Origin of the sequence: Buchnera aphidicola (Pemphigus populi) (assembly GCF_964058935.1) — a bacterium.
Classification (GTDB): Bacteria; Pseudomonadota; Gammaproteobacteria; order Enterobacterales; family Enterobacteriaceae; genus Buchnera_C; species Buchnera_C aphidicola_D.
Window position 1 is genome coordinate 1 of the sequence record NZ_OZ060374.1, and the last position, 2,163, is coordinate 2,163.

The 2,163-nt window shown below is 24.6% G+C and carries 2 protein-coding genes; both read left to right on the forward strand.

The window, feature by feature from the left end; translation table 11 throughout:
* Positions 1 to 623 precede the first annotated feature (623 nt).
* A complete protein-coding gene (locus AB4W65_RS02675; protein WP_367673849.1) occupies positions 624 to 1,079 on the forward strand; it encodes an Hsp20 family protein in 456 nt (151 codons plus the stop codon).
* A 102-nt stretch (positions 1,080 to 1,181) separates the two neighbouring features.
* Positions 1,182 to 2,024 (forward strand): plasmid replication initiator RepA, encoded by an 843-nt coding sequence (gene repA / locus AB4W65_RS02680; protein ID WP_367673848.1) that lies wholly within the window; start codon positions 1,182 to 1,184, stop codon positions 2,022 to 2,024.
* The last annotated feature ends 139 nt before the right edge of the window (positions 2,025 to 2,163 follow it).

The window sequence follows — 2,163 nt, forward strand, 5'->3', positions numbered from 1 at the left end:
ATAAGTGCAACTTGATTTGACTCATGGATGCAACATATGTATAATCTGCAAGATAACTAGTCTTAAAAGATTTTTACTAATAAATAATAAATTACTTCGAAAAATATTGTGGATAACTTTTAAAAAAGGTTATTTTTTAAACAGATTTAAAAATATTGAAAAATCGATTATAATATGTACAATTATTGTAATTTAAATTGTAATAAATTGATATTTTTTTTAAGATAAAATATTGGTATTAAAAAAATATTTATATGTATTTTATTTCCTAATATTTTTAATAATTTAAATATTTTTTAAGGAAGTTAAAATAATATTTATAATTTTTTATTTAAAGAATTTTAGATGAGATAAAAAAATTATTTTTTATTAAAAAATAATGATGAAATTTTAGATAAATATTTTTTAAAAGTTTTTACATTAATTAATAATAAATATTTTATAAAAAAATAAATTTGATAAATGTGTTTTTTTTAAAACATAAAAAATAAAATATTTTAAGTTTAGGAATAATCTTGAAAAGTTTTTAAAAGTTATCATATAGATAAATGACAGAAATAGTATCTAAATATTAATATAATTAGTAATTTTAATTAATTTCGTTTCAATTAAGGAGAATTCTCATGTCTTATCATTCTTTTTCTTTAATACCTGCTGCATATGACGAGATATTTTCAGATAGATTTAAACAAATAGATAATATGTTCAGTAGATTAACTGGTGAAAAGCCAATATCAGATGTTCCTGATTATGATTTAATTCAAAAAAATGAAACAAATTATCAATTAAAAATTAATACTGCTGGTTATGAAGAAAAAAATTTAGACATTCTAGTTCATAATAACAAGCTTACGATTACTGGTAAGTATCAAAAGAGCATTGATGATAAAGAAATAAGTTATAAATGGTTACATAAAGGAATTAAAAAAAATAATTTTTCTTTAAGTTTTAATTTGGATAACAGAGTTAGGGTGAAGAAAGCAGAAATTGTATTAGGTTTATTAACATTGGATTTTGAATATGAAATCCCCGAACAAGAAAAACCTAAAAAAATAAATATTATTAATGAAAAAAAATAAAATAAAAAAGATATTCTCTAGTATAAAAAAATAATTCAAGCATTATTGTACTTAACTATTTTACTGGTTAAGTACACAATTTCTATTTATGGAGTCAGAAAAATGAGTATTACTAATACAATAGCAAGTAATAGAACTAAGAATTCATGCCCAGAATTTATAATTCCAGCTCATCACAAGCATAAAATTCCTTTTGTGCTTTCCGATGCTATAAAAAGAAATCATGATAGAGATTTAACAGCAGAAGTACATTTTTATCTTAGCTTACCTCCTGAACGATGCCGACGCATATACAAATCTCGTAGGAGGGCGCTTAACGCGATGTTAAGAGCAATCTTATACCACGTTAACGTTGTGTCTAAACAAGTGCCTATTAGCGCTAGTATGCTGTCTGAGTACTGTGGGCTGACTACAATATCGAAAGCAGGAAATAAGTCTGTAACTCGAGGTACTAGGGCCTTAACTATGCTTCGTGATTTAGGTTTTATTACCTATCGTCAATGTTGGGATAGGGTTTCTAGGCGTTATTTCCCTTCAGCGATTACTATTACTGAACGTTTAATAGATTTGGCAGGAATTTGTCCTGAAAAGTGGAAAACAGAGTTAAATAATAAATTATCTAACTATAATCATAGATTTTTCAAAAAGGAAGGAAGATTATTAAATGAATATGACTATGCGAGACGTCTTAGAGAAGAACAATTAACCAGATGTTACATATATCGTTGTAATAGGAAAGATATAAAAAATAAAAAAAAGAGAGCCTTACGTTTAGAAAAGCTAGCAGTTATTAAGGGAGAAAATGAATTAAGACATCTTATTTCCCGTCAGGTTAGTGAAGAATTTTTAAAAGGTTTTATCCCTAGAGCAGAATTAAAAGACTTAAAAAGAATAGTTGATAAAAGAATAGACACCCTAAAAAAAATAGCTAAATCCATCCATTAAATTTCAAAAAAAACGTATCTGATTTAGTTCAGAGGACGCTTCTTTTTTTATTCAAAAAATTGATCAAAATTAATACAAAATTTACATTTTTAAAAACTTCATTTAAAGTCCATTTTTTTTTTATCCACAGTTTACCCCT

Bases quoted from the DNA above. Each gene is read 5' to 3' on its own strand.
- repA (WP_367673848.1), top strand. From the start codon at position 1,182: ATGAGTATTACTAATACAATAGCAAGTAATAGAACTAAGAATTCATGC.
- AB4W65_RS02675 (WP_367673849.1), top strand. From the start codon at position 624: ATGTCTTATCATTCTTTTTCTTTAATACCTGCTGCATATGACGAGATA.